Below are 13,319 nucleotides of genomic sequence, written 5' to 3' on the forward strand. Positions count from 1 at the left end.
CTCGGCCTGTGACGACCACCGAGCAGAACGAGCGCGGCGCGCGGGCCCGCACGAGGTCGGCGGTGCTGGACGCGGCCGCGGCCGCGTGGGCCCACGACTTCTCGGCCTCGCTGAGCGCCATCGCCCTGCGCGCCGACGTCAGCCGCTCGACCCTGCACCGCTACTTCACGGACCGCCAGGCGCTCATCGACGCCCTGCTGCTCGACTCGCTGGCGCGTCTGGAGACGTCGGACGATGGCGCGGAGGCCGCCCAGCCGGCCATCGAGGTCCTGGAGCACTTCCTGCGCGCCGGGGTCGAGATGGGCGACCGCGTCATCTTCCTGTTCGCCGACCCGAACAGGTTCGAGGGCAACCCCCACTGGTCCGCCGACGACGGCGACGAGGAGATGCGGGCGCTCGTCGACCGCGCCCGCGCCGAGGGCGCGATCGGCACGGGCATCCCGACGTCGTGGGCCCTCAACCTGTTCTACGCGCTGCTCTACACGGCCGCCGAGGTCAGCAACCAGGACCTGCCCCGGCACGTTGCCGCAGACCTCGCCGTGCAGTCGTTCCGGCGCGGCGTGGCGCCCTGACCCGAGGCACGGCCCGGGTCAGGGCGCGAGCCGCAGATCAGCGCGGCGCGTCCGACAGCGGCACCGCCGCGGGCCGCTCGCACCGGCTCTCAACAACAACCGTCGTGCCCGACTCGGCCGACGCGAGCAGCGCCGTCATGATCTCCAGCACGTGGTACGCGAGGTCGCCGTCGGCCCGCGCGGGCACGCCGTCCGGCGTCGTCGCGAGGTCCGCGACGCCGTAGCCGCGCCCGGCGTCGCGGTAGCCGGCGCTCGGCGGCAGGGTCACCCAGGAGCCGCCGAGCTCGTGCAGCTCGACGTCGCCGTCGAACTGGTTGGGGTCGGGCACCACGAGCGAGCCGGACTGGCCGTGCACCTCGATGTTCGACGCGCGCGTCGCGACCGAGTCGAAGCTCATCACCAGCGTCGAGAGCGCGCCGGAGACGTGCCGCAGCACCCCGGTCACGTGCGTGTCGACGTCGACCGGGACGGTCTCCCCCGCCCGCGGGCCGGAGCCGATCGTGCGCGTCGCGCGGGTGTGGCTGGCCGCGCCAACCACCGACTCGACCGGGCCGAGCAGGGTGACCAGCGTGGTCACGTAGTACGGCCCCATGTCGAGCAGGGGGCCGCCGCCGGGCTGGTAGTAGAAGTCGGGGTTCGGGTGCCAGCGCTCGTGGCCCGGCGTCGTCATGGTGGCGGTCGCGGCGACAGGCAGGCCGATCGCGCCGTCGTCGATGGCCTTGCGCGCCGTTTGGACGCCGGTGCCGAGCACGGTGTCGGGGGCGCAGCCGACGCGCACCCCGGCCGCGCGGCCCGCGTCGAGGACGGCGCGGGCGTCCTCCAGCGTGGCCGCGAGCGGCTTCTCGCCGTAGACGGCCTTGCCGCCCGCGATGGCCCGCAGCGCGACCTCGGCGTGGGCCGCGGGGATCGTCAGGTTCAGCACGAGGTCGACCTCGGGGTCGCTGACCAGCTCGTCGACGGTCAGCGCGCGCACCCCCTGCTCGGCGGCCACGGCGGACGCCCGGGCGGCGTCGAGGTCGGCGACGGCGACGAGCCGCACGGCCTCCAGCCGCTCGAAGGTGGACAGGTACTGGCCGGCGATCGCCCCGACCCCGACGATCCCGACGTTCAGCGGCTGGCCCACAGGATGCCCCTCTCGATGATGGTGCGGACGTTCGGGTCGTCGACGACGGCGAGCTCGTGCCCCGGCGTCGAGACGAAGACCCGACCCTCGCCCCACTGCCGCGTCCAGACCGCCGGACACGTGACCGGGCGGTGCCACGGGTCGAAGTCGCGCGCGGCCAGCGTCGTGGTGGCGAGCACGTCGTTGTACTCGTCGGACAGCACCCAGTACTGCTCGGTCGTCAGCTCGAAGTCGGAGATCCCGGCGACGATCGGGTGATCGGCCCGCTCGGGCACGATGTCGATGGTGTGCCGCAGGAAGTTGTCGGCGGCCTCCCCCGCCAGCTCCGCGCGCGGCGCCTTGGGCGGATGGGTGGCGAACTGTCCGCCGATCAGCTGCAGGTAGTCGGAGCTGTTGCGGAAGGAGTCGGCGATGCCGCCGTGCCACCCCGCCAGCCCGGTACCCGCCGACACCGCCGCGATGAGGCCGCTCAGCTCCTCGGCCTCGATCGTGCTCATGGTCACGGTCTGCACGATGACGTCGACGCCGGCCAGGTAGTCGGCGTCGGCGTAGACCGCCGTCGTCTCCTCCACCCCGACCTCGTAGCCGTGCTCGGCGAGGAACGGCAGGAACGAGTCGGTGGTCTCGACGGGCTCGTGCCCGGTCCAGCCTCCTCGCACGATCAGCGCATGCTTGTCCGACGTCGTCGTCATGTGGTGCTCCGCTCCATAAGTTGCGCAACTTGTGGCCTGGTGTAGTGCCAGCGCACCTTTGATACACGAGGACTTTTGCCGGATCAACCCCCAGATAGTTGCGCAACTTCGTGCGCCGTCGCTACGGTCGCGGCATGGTCACTCCACGTCGGACGACGCTCGCGGACGTCGCACGGGAGGCCGGGACGACGGTGCCCACGGTCTCGAAGGTGCTCGGCGGCCGCTCGGACGTCTCGGAGCAGACCCGCACCCGGGTCATGAGCGTCGTCGCTGAGCTCGGGTACCGCGGACGCGCGGGGCGCGGCGCACCCGCGCGCGGTCCCGGCTCGCCGTTCGTGGACCTGGTGCTGAGCGGCATCGAGGGCACGTGGGCCAACCGCGCGCTCAGCGGCGTGGAGCAGGCGGCCGAGGAGGCCGGCATCGACGTCGTCGTCTCGGTGGCCCGCCCGCCCGACGACGCCTGGCTGACCCGGCTGCTCGCCCGGCGGCTGCGCGGCGCGGTGCTCGCCCTGGTCGACACGAGCGCCGAACAGCTCGCGACACTCGCCGCCGCAAGGGTCCCGGTCGTGCTGCTGGACCCGGTGCGACAGCCGCCGTCGTCCGTCGCGAGCGTGGGGGCCGCGAACTGGGCGGGCGGCCGGGCCGCCGCTGAGCACCTGCTCGCGCTCGGGCACCGGCGGTTCGGCGTCCTCGCCGGGCTGCGCACCCACCTCTACAGCCAGGCCCGCGTGGACGGCTTCCGCTCCGCCGTCACGCAGGCGGGCCTCGACCTGCCCGACGACGCCGTGGCACACACGGACTGGCGCCGCGACGGCGCCACGGAGCAGGCGCTGAACCTGCTGCGGACGGGGCCGACGGCGGTCTTCGCGTGCTCGGATACGATCGCGCTCGGCGTGTACGACGCCGCCGCCCGACTGGGCCTGCGCATCCCGGACGACGTGAGCGTGGTCGGCTTCGACGACCTGCCCGAGGCGCGGTGGCTCAGCCCCGCGCTGACCACGGTGCACCAGCCGATCGCCGAGATGGGCGGGGCGGCGCTGCGCATGCTGCTGCGGCTGGGCGGGGACGTTCCGGGTGACGCGCCGCTGGTCGCGCCCCGGGAGGAGCTGGCGACGAGGCTCGTGGTGCGGGGGTCGACGGCGAAGGTGGGCTGATATCAGGTGATGGGCTGATCACCCACGCCTGGCGAGGTCAGCCGCCCAGGCAGTCGCTGTCGCCGCCCGAGAACTCGGCGCAGCCGGACCACGGGGTGTGCGAGGGCTCGGGGCTGGACACCTCGAACGACGGCACCGCGCACAGGATCACGACGGCGAGTGCGATCAACGCCATCACGGCGTGCCAGAGAAAGATCCAGCCCGCCTCACGCCGCCAGGCGCTGATGATCGTCCAGACGACGGAGGCCACGACGACAGGTGCGACGACGGCGTAGGTGGCCTGGTTGCCGGGCTGCGGGTTGCCGCAGGCGTGGATGAAGCAGCCGTAGGCCGTGAACCAGTTCACGGCAAGGACCAGTACGCCGATCGGGATGAGGACGGCAGCCGTCACCTCGAGCGCCAGCGCGCGCGAAGCCCTGGGCCGGCGGTCCGTGCTCGCGGCGGGCATGGGCCGACTGTACTGGTCAGCACCCTCCTGAGGGGCGAGGATGAGGCCGCACGGTTCGCGGACCAACGAAGGTCAGGGCAGCCCCGCCCGGTCGTCGCCGAGCGACGTGTCGAGCGGGAGGCAGTCATGACGGACGCTGTGGCACCACGGGACGCGGCCTCGACGGGCGGGTGGGAGCACCGGCCGATGTTCTCCGCGACCGACAAGGGTTCCCGGATCACGTGGCTGGCCCCGGGCCGCTCCCCCGGACGCGTCATGCCCCGCATGTGGGCGACGGCGCTGCTGTGCCTCGTGGCCTGGGCCGCCGCGACGCTGGCCGGCTCGTCGGTGTTGTGCGCCGCGACATCGACGGAGTGCACGGTGGCCGTCGGCCAGGGCTGGCTGATCGGCGGAGCGCTCGTGCTCGGCTACCTGGCCGTCCTGGTCACAGTGAATCTGGGTGAGCGGGCGCAGGACCACCTCGGGCAGCGGCGGGCCGCGTCGATGTTCTACCTGGCGCCCCTGCTGACCGGCATCACCGTGGGCGCGGCCGTCGGGGCGGACCTCGCGCTCGGCGCCGACCAGCGCCTGCGCCAGGTGCTCGACGGCGTCCCGGGTACCGAGGCCGTCCTCGTGTCCACGGTCGTGGCGGTGCTCGCGGGCCTCTGGGGCGTCGTCGTCCTGGTCCGATTGCCGGGCGCTCTGCGCCTGGCCCGACGTCGTCAGGAGGCCATCGCCCGGCTCCGGCGCGAGGGCCAGCGCTACACCGGCCGACTCACGCTCGGCAGGGTCAGCCACTGGCTGCACAGCGACCCCGAGCTCGACGTCACGGTCGCCTACGACTCGCCGGGCGGGCGGCACGAGGTGGCGGCCCGGATGCGGACCTCGCCGAACCGGGTCCCCCGCAACAGCAGCAGCATGATCGTGCTCACCGACCTGCGGGGCGCCGTCCACCTGGAGCTGGACCTGGACGCCCGTCCCGTCTACGAGCCGGAGGAGCGGTACACACCGAGTGAGTGAGTGCCTGTCTCGGGTGCTTGTCGGACGTCGGGTGGCGGCGTGCGTTCGCTCTGGTCAGGCGCAGCCCCCGAGGTGGGGTAGTATTTCCGTCGGCCCCAAGGGGCCAAAACCGGTAGCCTTGAGCATGCTCAAGAACACCGCGGGCTGTGGCGCAGCTTGGTAGCGCACTTGACTGGGGGTCAAGGGGTCGCAGGTTCAAATCCTGTCAGCCCGACAGATCGCCCCTCACCTGTTCACGCAGGTGAGGGGCGTTTTTCATGCCGTCCCAGCGACATCCGCGTCACCCTCTCCCGACCCGTTCGTGTGGCCACTTTGTGACCACCAGGCCCCGAACATCGCGCCAGCGTCGTCAGCGCACGGTGATCCAGGTGCAGGTAGCGGGGTTCGAGGTCACGAACTTCTGCATGCGCGCCGACTACTCAGCGCTCGACTACGACATGCCCGTGGAGTACTGAGCTCATGTCCGTGACGATCCGCCCGCGCCGCGGAGAGGATATTCCAGCTCTCGCTACCATCCTCGTGCGCGTGTACGAGCGGGACGGCTATCCCGTAGAAGGCGTAGCGCATCCTGAGGGTTGGCTACGTCACGACCACGAGTTGCAGAGTTGGACAGCACTCGAAGGCACCATGCCCATCGGGCAGATCACGTTGACGCGCGCCACGGCGTGCGACGACGCAGCACGGGCATGGCACGACCATACGGGTGGTGAGGTTGCCGGTCTCGCAATTCCCTCTCGGCTGTTTGTGGACTCTGATCACCGAGGCAGCGGAGCCGGCCGACTTCTCATGGAAACTACAATCCGTTGCGCGCAGGCCCGACAGCTCGCCGTTGCATTCGACGTGATGCTAAAGGATCGGGGCGCAATCCGGCTGTACGAACGCCTCGGGGCGAGGCGTATATCCACGATCACCCATCGGTACGGCGATGGGCAGAGCCAAATCGCTGCAGTATTTTCAATCTGATCGACTCCACCGCGGGAAACGCTCCCGCCCACCCTTAGGACAAGAGTCGCTCAATCCGAACCGTCCAGTGCTCCACCCACGGACGCTCGAAACGCACGCTCATCAGCAACGAATTGACGAGCGAGGGCCTAATAGCATTAAGGGCAACTTTTCTCTTCTCCTGGAAATGATCTTTAATTAGCAGCTCAACATAGCCGACAACTAGCTTGCCTTTGACCTCGCGGCCTAATAGCCCTCGACGCTCGCGGGATCGGACACGGTCCTCAATCCAACGCCGCTTGCGGTCGGAGAATCTAGGATCGCCAGCCATCCTCTGGGAAATATGGGCCACCTTAGCGTCGACCACGGCGCCATAACCACCCGCGTTAACGGTTGAAATTTTCCCCGAACTAATCCCGACGCCTATGCGAAGGCTCGTAACTATGCAACAAATGATAGTCCATTCAAGCCATACGCTCGCCAACTTCGTCAGCGGCTCCCCCACATGCTGCGCCGCCTCCCAAGCTTCGTTGTGCGTGAGCCCCAGCGTTGCCGCTAGCGCCTCTTCCATATCTCCCCGGGCAAAGATTTCCGCTTCGACATCCCGATAATCGGTGTAAAGAAGATGCGGAGACCTTCGCATATTGCCGGTAATTCCGTCGAGATCTCTATCGAGCGCAAAAAAGAGCAGTTTCTCCTCACCATCAACAATCTGCCGAAGTTCGCCTCTCTTTTTGTAAAAGTCATGCATGGCAAGCAGTCGTTGTTTTCCGCCAGCAGTTGACCCTTCGAACTTGATCGAACTGGCATCGCGCACGTCGTGGCCAGCCGCGACTATCCGATCGCTGGCATCCAAGACGCGCTCATAGAAGTACACATCGTGGCCAATTCCTTCAACAATCAGCCAAATCCGACGGCCACCCATCATAACTCTTTTGGCAAATCCTGCCTGACTTCTCTCGATGATTTCGCTCATATCCGATGAATGAACCTCCGGTCGACATGTGCCATGACATCGGGACTGTGAGTCGCAAGGATCAACTGGCAAGCAGGATTTACGGTGAGCATCGTTCCGACAAGACGCTCCTGCCAGTCCACATGCAGCGAGATCTCTGGCTCGTCTACGATCACGCTGTTAGCACCTCCGGCCATGACATGCAGCAGAATAAAAAGAAGTTGACGCTCACCAGAAGAAAGTGCTCGCAGCGGAATCTCCTTTCGACCCATTCGCACTTCTATGCCACGGCGGCCGAGAGACAATTGCTTGTCGCCCGAATAAAACTCGGCAACTAGGCGCTCAAGTTCCCGCTGCGGTAGGAGAGCCCGGTCGACCCTCTCCGTTACTTCCTTTATGTGTTCGACAACTTCTGCGTAGTGTCTCTCACGCTGATAGCGCTGCATGAACGACTGACGATTAAAGTTCACCTTGATGTTCTGATCCTGAAGGAATGCCCTCGTCAGTTTGTAGGCATGATCGGGTTCAGTCGGGAGAAAGTCAGTCGGCGGCCTCTTCTCTTCGGGCCCGCCGAACAGAACTGACAATACCCTACCTAGACCTTGCTGCTGAATCACGCGAATCTCAGAAAGCGACGACGCCTGGTAATGAATCCATTGCTCGTTAACGCGCTTCGAGAAGGCTTCGTCTAAGGATGCTTCGTAATCGACTTCGGCGCTTGACGGCCTAGTGCCCCGCAAGCCGCGCACGAGACGGTTGATTGAAAGGTATTGATGCCCAAACTCCCCAACTTCATGGCCCACGTCGGGATCATGATAGGTAGTGCGCCAAGTCCTTTCCTCTTCGGGCCGAAGCATTCCCTCCAGCGCCATATAGGTGGCAAAGTTCATCTCCACCTCGGGGTCACGACCGAGGAACGCACGATCGATCTGGTCACGCCGCTGTGCCGACAGTCCTGACTGCTCACGCTGATAGCGGCGCGTCAATCTGCGCCCTTCGTTGTCGACGATTTCTATCGAAGCGCCGGTAACCGGAGAACCCACAAGGGAGGTCACATCATTTGAAAGTGCAGCGTTCAGGACACGTAGAAGCGTCGTTTTCCCGGAACCGTTAAGGCCCCAGATAACATTAAGATTCCGATCGAATCTAATCCTCAGAGTGTCCGCACGGCCGCCGATGCCATCGATCTGAGCCTTGACTATGTGCGCCATTAATTGGACTCCGGTGTCTCAAGCTGCTCTCTGCGACAAGCTGATCGCTGGTCACGGTTAGGGAGCCTAGCGCGGGTCGGATCGATCGTCATCGGGTCTACCGTCTATCGCCCGACATTCACCCGCAGACCATCTCTTGCTGTCGGAAACCGTGAGGACTTTCTATACTGGCTCAAGGCGCGGCTCCGCCGCGCGGGGGCGCGCCGTGCCGGCGCGCCCAGGGGCCCGCGACAGGGGAGCCGGCCCCCGCGCGGGCTCGCTGCGCTCGCTCCGCGCACCCCCATCGCACCCTGGTCGCGCCGGCACGGCGCGCCCCCACACATGACGAAGAGGGCCCCGGCCAGTGACCGAAACCGTCTCTCGTCGTGCAGCTCGCGCCCGTCGTCGTGCTTCCCGTAGATCGCGGGCGGTCATCGCCGGGTCCTAGTGGTCGGCTGGCCGAGTCCCGACAGGCGGCTCCAGAGGCCCGGGATCTGAACGATCCCGGACATCTCTGCCGCCTCAGACGAACCGGTGCCGGCCGGCCAGGGCGCCGAAGACCATCTGAACCACCAGAACCGCCAGGAGCATGGCCAGCGGGACGAGCCAGCTCCCCGTGACGTCGTGCAGCAGGCCGAACAGGAACGGCCCGAGCGCGGCGAAGAGGTACCCGAAGCCCTGCGCCATCCCGGACAGCCGCGCGGTGTCGGCGCCGGTGCGTGCCCGCAGCGCGATCACGGTCAGGGCCAGCGAGAACACACTCATGCCGAGTCCGACCAGGAGGCTCCACAGCAGCGGCGACCAGGCCGGGGCCAGCATCAGCCCGGCCGTCCCGGCGATGCCCACGACGCTGAGCGCGATGATCCACCCGCTCTGCCCACGACCGCGCGCGGCGAGCGGAGCGACGAACAGGCTGATCGGCACGGCGATCAGTGAGACCAGGCCCATCAGCAGGCCGGCCTCGGAGCGGGGCACGCCGGCGTCCATCAGGACCTGCGGGAACCACCCCATCGCGGCGTACGCGTAGAAGGCCTGCAGGCCGAAGAAGGCGGTGACGATCCAGGCCAGGCGGTTGCGCAGCAGCGAACGGCCGCCGTCGGCGGCCTCGGCCGCCCGGGTCGCCCGGCCGGCGCCGCGGGCCGCGACGATCCACAGCAGCAGCGCGACGACTGCCAGCACCGTCCAGGAGCCCAGGGCCGGGCGCCAGCCGCCGAACGCGTCGCCGAGCTGCGGCGTCACCGCCGACCCGAGGGCGCCGCCGCCCTGCAGGGCCGCGGTGTAGACGCCGGTCATCAGCCCGATGCGGGCCGGGAAGGAGTCCTTGATGACGACCGGGATCAGCACGTTGACCAGGGCGATCCCGGCGGTGGCGACGAGCGTGCCGCCGAGCACCACGAACGGCCCGTCGAGCACGCGCAGCACGAGCCCGGCGGCGAGCGTGGTCAGCGCGACCGCGATGGCGGCGCCGATCCCGGCGCGGCGGGCCAGCAGCGGCGCGACGAGGCCCGCGCCGGCGAAGCACAGCGTCGGCAGCGTGGTGAGCACGCCCGCCCAGACCGCGGTGACGCCCAGGTCGAGGCGCATCTCCTCCAACATCGGGCCGACGCCGGTGATGGCCGGGCGCAGGTTGAGGGCGACGAGCACCACGGCGACCGCGAGCAGCGCCCCGGCGGCGATGACGCCCGGCGTCCGGATCTCCACGGCGCCGTCCAGCTCGGTCTCCAGGCCAGGTGCAGTGTGTTCGGCGCGCATGACCGCTACGATGGCATACGTAGGATGATTGGACGAAAGGATTCCGCTGTGCCGTTGGCCACCACCCACCGGGTCGGCCTCGTCGACCAGGTCATCGAGCAGCTCCGGACCGCCGTCCGGGAGGGCGAGTGGCCCATCGGTGAGCGCATCCCCACCGAGCCCGCGCTCTGCGAGCAGCTCGGCGTCGGCCGCAACACGATCCGCGAGGCGGTGCGCGCGCTCGCGCACACGGGCCTGCTGGAGGTCCGCCAGGGTGACGGCACCTACGTCCGCGCCACGAGCGAGGTCTCCGGCGCGATCCGCCGGCTCGCCGGTTCGGAGCTGCGCGAGGTGCTGCAGGTGCGGCGCACCCTCGAGGTCGAGGGGGCCCGGCTCGCCGCCACCGAGCGGACCGAGGAGGAGGTCGCCGAGCTGCGCGCCCTGCTCGCCCGCCGCGCGACCGAGCTGGCCGAGGGTCGCTGGGAGGACTTCGCGCGGACGGACGCCGAGTTCCACGGAGCCGTCGTCCGCGCCGGGCACAACGGGCTGCTGACGGAGCTCTACCTGGGGCTGACGGAAGTCATCACCGCGAGCGTCGCCGCGACGTCCACGATCACGCCCGGCGTCGAGCACGCGCCCGAGATCGGCCACGAGGACCTGGCCGACGCCATCGCCGAGCGAGATCCGGAACGGGCCGTCGCCGAGGCCTGCGGCTTCCTGGACGAGCTCCTGGCCCGCGTCGAGAGCTCCTGAGCGCCCAGGCCGTGGGTGACGAGTTCGCCGCCCGTGCACGGCCGGCGACTACGTGGCTCCTCCGGGCCGCTCCGCCGTGAGCACCCCTGCCACCAGGAGCGCGACCAGAAGCTCGGCGTCGTAGTCCGTGTCGCTGCCACCGCCGATACACAGATTGCCGATGCCGCGCATGAGCGTGTAGCCCGAGACAAGCCCCCGACGCTCCGGTTCGAGTGCGGCGTCGAGCAGCGCGTCACACACCGGGACGAGCCGGTCGACGAAGTACTGGTGCAGGGTGTTCACGCCATCCGTGTCGGACCCGAGAGCGCTGGCGAGCCCGTGCTTGGTCACGAGGAACTCGACGAAGCCGGCCGCCCAGGCCTGGAGGGCGGCTCCGGGGTCGCCGGACTCGCGCAGGAGGGCAGGGCCCGCTTCGGCCAGCGCTTCCACCTGATGGTGGTAGACCGCGGCGACCAGCTCGGGACGCGTGGGGAAGTGCCGGTAGATCGTCCCCATGCCCACCCCGGCGCGTTCGGCGATCAGCCGCACGGGCGCGTCCACGCCGTCCGTCACGAACACGGCCGCGGCGGCCTCGAGCAGGGTCTGCTGGTTGCGCGTGGCGTCGGCGCGCTTTGCGCGAGGTGTCGGGCCGGCCGAGCCGGGAGTAGCCATGGGGTGCCTTCGTCGGGTGCGGGTTGCAAAACGGAACAGCGCTCCGTATTGTTTCGGAGCGGCGCTCCGCTTCCCATTGTGCCCAGCGGAGGCCTCAAGAGCAAAGGACCTGTGATTCCCATGAGTGGTACCCCCGCGACGACCGACACCGCGATCGTCCGTTCCCTGGACGACGTCGTCGGCGCCGGTGACCCCGTCGTCTCGGTCGCCCCGGTACGTCTCGACGCCCCGGGCCGGGCGCGTCCGCTCGACGTCCGCGTCTCCGCCCCCGTGACCGGGCAGGACCTGCCGGTGCTGTTGTTCTCGCACGGCAACGGGTGGTCGCTCGACGGATACGCACCCCTCACGACCTTCTGGGCGTCTCGTGGGTTCGTCGTCGTCCAGCCGACGCACCTCGATTCCCGTCGTGACGGCATCGCGTTCGACCACCCCGGCTTCGGCCAGGTCTGGACCGAGCGACGCAGCGATCTCGTGCGGGCCATGGACCAGCTCGACGTGATCGGACGCGTCGTGCCGGGCCTTGCCGGGCGGGTCGACCGCAGCAGGATCGTCGCGGCCGGACACTCCTGGGGCGCCCAGACCGTGCAGATGCTGCTCGGCGCCCGCGTCCTCGACAGCACCGGCACGGTCGGCCAGGACTACGGGGACCGGCGTGTGCTGGCCGGCGTCCTGCTGGCCGCGACCGGGATCGGGGGCGACGAGCCGCACCCGTTCGCCCAGGAGCACTTCCCGTTCATGAACCCGTCGTTCGCCGAGCTGACCACACCCACGCTCGTGGTGGCCGGTGACAACGACCAGTCGAAGATGTCCAGCCGCGGCCCGGACTGGTTCACGGATGCCTACACCCACGGCCCAGGCGCCACGGACCTGCTGACCCTGTTCGACGCCGAGCATTCCCTGGGCGGCATCCCGAACTGGGAGGCCGCCGAGACCACCGACGAGAACCCGGAGCGGGTCGCGGCGTTGCAGCGCCTGACCACGGCCTACCTGCGCAGCGCGCTGGACCCGGCCGACACCGGGTGGGCGAAGGCCACCGCGGCGCTGGCGGAGACCGGTGGGAGTCTCGGCCGCATCGACAACAAGGAGCACGCCGACAGCACCCGGGTGTGATCGGCCCACCCCTCCTCGGGCGTCGGCTCAGACGTCGGCGGGCTGTCCGGCCGACGCCAGGAGGGCCAGCTTCTCGGCGTCGACCGAGCCGGCGTCCGCGTGGAAGACCACCAGCCCCAGGTCCTCCGCGCCCGCGATACTCATCCGCTCCCGGTTGAGGGTCAGCTCCCCCACCTTCGGATGGTTGATCCGGACCGGCGCACCGTACTGCCCCCGCACCTCGTGACGTTCCCAGAGCTCGCTGAACTGGCCGCTGGCCGCCGACAGCTCGTCGGTGAGCTGTCCCAGGCGAGGGTTGTCGACGCCGGTGCCCGCCGACTGGCGCAGGCCGAACACGAGGCACTCGGTGACCCGCTGCCACTCGGGGTACAGGGTGCGTGCGTCGGGGTCCAGGAAGAGGTCCCGCAGCTGGTTGCCGCCCTCCCGCAGGCCCGGGTCGAGGGCCCCGGCCACGGGGTTCGCCGCGACGATGTCGAAGTGCTCGTCCTCGATGAACGCGGGCTGGGCCAGCGAGTCCAGGAACTTGCGGGCTCCTTCCGGCGGGGTCGTGGTGCGCGGACGGCGTACATGCGGCAGCGCCGCGTCGGCCACCAGCGAGCGCAGGTACCTCACGTGGTCGGCGTCCAGCCGCAGCACGCGGGCCAGCGCGTCGAGCACGTGTACCGACGGGTTGCGGTCACGGCCCCGCTCCAGCCGCAGGTAGTAGTCGGCACTGATGCCGGCCAGCTGCGCGACCTCCTCGCGCCGCAGCCCGGGTGTCCGTCGTACGCCGACGTCGGGGATCCCCGCCTGCCGGGGCGTGACCAGCTCGCGCCGTGCCCGCAGGTAGGTACCCAGGGGGTTGTCCGACGGGCGCCGCGCTCGTAGCGAGGGCCCTGCCGGACCCCGGTCTGCAGGGGGCTCTGGGTAAACCGGTGCGCTGCTCATAGCGTGCTGAACGGCCCGCACGGGCCGCGTATTTCACCGCCGCACCGAGCGGCCACCTCGCGAAGGAGACCG

14 protein-coding genes and 1 tRNA gene are annotated in these 13,319 nt (G+C 69.3%); 7 read left to right on the forward strand and 8 right to left on the reverse strand.

Features of this window, described 5'->3' with window-relative positions; translation table 11 throughout:
- The first annotated feature begins 8 nt into the window (after nt 1-8).
- Nucleotides 9-572 (forward strand): TetR/AcrR family transcriptional regulator, encoded by a 564-nt coding sequence (locus FHX71_RS11305; protein ID WP_312877019.1) that lies wholly within the window; start codon nt 9-11, stop codon nt 570-572.
- Between the two features lie 37 nt (nt 573-609).
- On the opposite strand, the gene FHX71_RS11310 is transcribed toward FHX71_RS11305, so the two are convergent.
- Nucleotides 610-1,695, reverse strand: a complete 1,086-nt coding sequence (locus tag FHX71_RS11310; protein WP_182616251.1) for a Gfo/Idh/MocA family protein — start codon at nt 1,693-1,695, stop codon at nt 610-612.
- A complete protein-coding gene (locus FHX71_RS11315) occupies nt 1,680-2,387 on the reverse strand; it encodes a ThuA domain-containing protein (protein ID WP_182616253.1) in 708 nt (235 codons plus the stop codon). The genes FHX71_RS11310 and FHX71_RS11315 overlap by 16 nt, the downstream gene beginning before the upstream one ends.
- A 134-nt stretch (nt 2,388-2,521) precedes the next feature.
- Here FHX71_RS11315 and FHX71_RS11320 point away from each other — a divergent pair, with 134 nt between their 5' ends.
- Nucleotides 2,522-3,541, forward strand: a complete 1,020-nt coding sequence (locus FHX71_RS11320) for a LacI family DNA-binding transcriptional regulator (protein WP_182616256.1) — start codon at nt 2,522-2,524, stop codon at nt 3,539-3,541.
- Nucleotides 3,542-3,578: 37 nt separating this feature from the next.
- Here the strand turns inward: FHX71_RS11320 and FHX71_RS11325 are convergent, their stop codons facing one another.
- Nucleotides 3,579-3,989 (reverse strand): DUF6234 family protein, encoded by a 411-nt coding sequence (locus tag FHX71_RS11325; RefSeq protein ID WP_182616258.1) that lies wholly within the window; start codon nt 3,987-3,989, stop codon nt 3,579-3,581.
- Between the two features lie 126 nt (nt 3,990-4,115).
- Here FHX71_RS11325 and FHX71_RS11330 point away from each other — a divergent pair, with 126 nt between their 5' ends.
- The 3 genes from FHX71_RS11330 to FHX71_RS30290 all read left to right on the forward strand — a co-directional run bounded on the left by FHX71_RS11330 (nt 4,116) and on the right by FHX71_RS30290 (nt 5,951).
- The gene (locus FHX71_RS11330; protein ID WP_182616260.1) at nt 4,116-4,988 is read left to right on the forward strand and encodes a hypothetical protein; all 873 of its coding nucleotides are present in this window, start codon (nt 4,116-4,118) and stop codon (nt 4,986-4,988) included.
- A 140-nt stretch (nt 4,989-5,128) separates the two neighbouring features.
- Nucleotides 5,129-5,202: transfer RNA gene (locus tag FHX71_RS11335), tRNA-Pro, on the forward strand.
- Nucleotides 5,203-5,447: 245 nt separating this feature from the next.
- Nucleotides 5,448-5,951 (forward strand): GNAT family N-acetyltransferase, encoded by a 504-nt coding sequence (locus FHX71_RS30290; RefSeq protein WP_182616262.1) that lies wholly within the window; start codon nt 5,448-5,450, stop codon nt 5,949-5,951.
- A gap of 34 nt (nt 5,952-5,985) precedes the next feature.
- On the opposite strand, the gene FHX71_RS11345 is transcribed toward FHX71_RS30290, so the two are convergent.
- From FHX71_RS11345 to FHX71_RS11355, 3 genes are all read right to left on the reverse strand, one after another.
- The gene (locus FHX71_RS11345) at nt 5,986-6,906 is read right to left on the reverse strand and encodes a hypothetical protein (protein WP_182616264.1); all 921 of its coding nucleotides are present in this window, start codon (nt 6,904-6,906) and stop codon (nt 5,986-5,988) included.
- Nucleotides 6,903-8,096, reverse strand: a complete 1,194-nt coding sequence (locus FHX71_RS11350; RefSeq protein WP_182616266.1) for an AAA family ATPase — start codon at nt 8,094-8,096, stop codon at nt 6,903-6,905. Before FHX71_RS11350 ends, FHX71_RS11345 begins: the two co-directional genes overlap by 4 nt.
- A gap of 501 nt (nt 8,097-8,597) precedes the next feature.
- Nucleotides 8,598-9,827 (reverse strand): CynX/NimT family MFS transporter, encoded by a 1,230-nt coding sequence (locus FHX71_RS11355; protein WP_182616268.1) that lies wholly within the window; start codon nt 9,825-9,827, stop codon nt 8,598-8,600.
- 48 nt (nt 9,828-9,875) lie between these two features.
- On the opposite strand from FHX71_RS11355, the gene FHX71_RS11360 reads away from it, so the two are divergent.
- Nucleotides 9,876-10,559 (forward strand): FadR/GntR family transcriptional regulator, encoded by a 684-nt coding sequence (locus FHX71_RS11360; protein ID WP_182616270.1) that lies wholly within the window; start codon nt 9,876-9,878, stop codon nt 10,557-10,559.
- A gap of 48 nt (nt 10,560-10,607) precedes the next feature.
- On the opposite strand, the gene FHX71_RS11365 is transcribed toward FHX71_RS11360, so the two are convergent.
- Nucleotides 10,608-11,210, reverse strand: a complete 603-nt coding sequence (locus tag FHX71_RS11365) for a TetR/AcrR family transcriptional regulator (RefSeq protein WP_182616272.1) — start codon at nt 11,208-11,210, stop codon at nt 10,608-10,610.
- Between the two features lie 120 nt (nt 11,211-11,330).
- Here FHX71_RS11365 and FHX71_RS11370 point away from each other — a divergent pair, with 120 nt between their 5' ends.
- Nucleotides 11,331-12,320 carry an alpha/beta hydrolase family protein gene (locus tag FHX71_RS11370; RefSeq protein ID WP_182616274.1) on the forward strand — a complete coding sequence of 330 codons (990 nt, stop codon included), beginning with the start codon at nt 11,331-11,333 and terminating at the stop codon, nt 12,318-12,320.
- A 27-nt stretch (nt 12,321-12,347) separates the two neighbouring features.
- Here FHX71_RS11370 and FHX71_RS11375 read toward each other — a convergent pair whose 3' ends face one another.
- On the reverse strand, nt 12,348-13,247 hold the full coding sequence (locus FHX71_RS11375) for a helix-turn-helix domain-containing protein (protein WP_182616276.1): 900 nt from the start codon (nt 13,245-13,247) through the stop codon (nt 12,348-12,350).
- Between the last annotated feature and the right edge of the window lie 72 nt (nt 13,248-13,319).

It is taken from the genome of Promicromonospora sukumoe (assembly GCF_014137995.1).
In the GTDB taxonomy this organism is placed as follows: domain Bacteria; phylum Actinomycetota; class Actinomycetes; order Actinomycetales; family Cellulomonadaceae; genus Promicromonospora; species Promicromonospora sukumoe.

Excerpts from the sequence above, each read along its gene's own strand:
- FHX71_RS30290 (WP_182616262.1), top strand. The coding sequence starts at position 5,448 with ATGTCCGTGACGATCCGCCCGCGCCGCGGAGAGGATATTCCAGCTCTC.
- FHX71_RS11345 (WP_182616264.1), bottom strand. The coding sequence starts at position 6,906 with ATGAGCGAAATCATCGAGAGAAGTCAGGCAGGATTTGCCAAAAGAGTT.
- FHX71_RS11370 (WP_182616274.1), top strand. The coding sequence starts at position 11,331 with ATGAGTGGTACCCCCGCGACGACCGACACCGCGATCGTCCGTTCCCTG.
- FHX71_RS11375 (WP_182616276.1), bottom strand. The coding sequence starts at position 13,247 with ATGAGCAGCGCACCGGTTTACCCAGAGCCCCCTGCAGACCGGGGTCCG.
- FHX71_RS11315 (WP_182616253.1), bottom strand. The coding sequence starts at position 2,387 with ATGACGACGACGTCGGACAAGCATGCGCTGATCGTGCGAGGAGGCTGG.
- FHX71_RS11320 (WP_182616256.1), top strand. The coding sequence starts at position 2,522 with ATGGTCACTCCACGTCGGACGACGCTCGCGGACGTCGCACGGGAGGCC.
- FHX71_RS11350 (WP_182616266.1), bottom strand. The coding sequence starts at position 8,096 with ATGGCGCACATAGTCAAGGCTCAGATCGATGGCATCGGCGGCCGTGCG.
- FHX71_RS11325 (WP_182616258.1), bottom strand. The coding sequence starts at position 3,989 with ATGCCCGCCGCGAGCACGGACCGCCGGCCCAGGGCTTCGCGCGCGCTG.
- FHX71_RS11330 (WP_182616260.1), top strand. The coding sequence starts at position 4,116 with ATGACGGACGCTGTGGCACCACGGGACGCGGCCTCGACGGGCGGGTGG.
- FHX71_RS11355 (WP_182616268.1), bottom strand. The coding sequence starts at position 9,827 with ATGCGCGCCGAACACACTGCACCTGGCCTGGAGACCGAGCTGGACGGC.
- FHX71_RS11365 (WP_182616272.1), bottom strand. The coding sequence starts at position 11,210 with ATGGCTACTCCCGGCTCGGCCGGCCCGACACCTCGCGCAAAGCGCGCC.